At 59.7% G+C, this 632-nt stretch carries 2 protein-coding genes; both read left to right on the top strand.

Features of this window, described 5'->3' with window-relative positions; all coding sequences use genetic code 11:
• Positions 1 to 189 (top strand): hypothetical protein (locus tag GSQ92_RS30605; RefSeq protein ID WP_216857009.1); only part of this gene is annotated, 189 nt, incomplete at its 5' end.
• A gap of 164 nt (positions 190 to 353) precedes the next feature.
• The coding region (locus GSQ92_RS28380) for a hypothetical protein (protein ID WP_159014719.1) at positions 354 to 632 on the top strand (279 nt) is incomplete at its 3' end.

The raw sequence follows: 632 nt of genomic DNA, 5'->3' as shown, positions 1-632 counted from the left end.
TGCATCTCGCTTCCTCCTGCCTCGTCGAATAAGGGCGAGATCAACTGCGAGGCAGCTGGCGAAGAACGCCCACTAACTTATGGCGATAGCGAGATGATAGGGGTCGCCGAAGTCGAAGCGCTTGGTGCCGCGTTTGGTCAGTTCGACCGCGCAACGCGGAACTTGAGCGGGCGAACCGATACCGGATAGCCTGCAACAACGTCGGTATCCCTGATGGCCAATGCGAGACGCAGCTGGCAGTTATCTCGGAGCATGCCCTCGATCAGGCGGGGCTCTAAACTCGATCCCGCTCTTGAACACGTCCCTTCCCCGCCCAAAGGTCATATCTACCGCTTGGGCAAAGGGAGAAAGCCATGTTCGCCTCGGTCCGGATATACGACGGCGTCACTGACATTGAGGCTGTGAGCAGCGCAGCAGAGACCAGGATAGCCCCGCTATTGCAGAAGCACGACGGCATGGTTTCCTACACCTTGGTCAACGTCGGCCACGGATCGGTCATTTCCATCGGCATCTTCGAGACCCGAGAACAGGCTGCGGAGGCCAACAGGATGGTCCGCGAGCTTGCCCAGACGGAGTTCAAGCACCTGATGCCTCGTCTCCCCATCGCCAGGGTCGGCGAGATCGTGGGCCAT

Source organism: Acidisoma sp. S159 (assembly GCF_009766125.1).
GTDB lineage: Bacteria > Pseudomonadota > Alphaproteobacteria > Acetobacterales > Acetobacteraceae > Acidisoma.
Note: the sequence above shows the minus strand (reverse complement) of the source record. Positions and strands in the feature narration are given on the sequence as shown.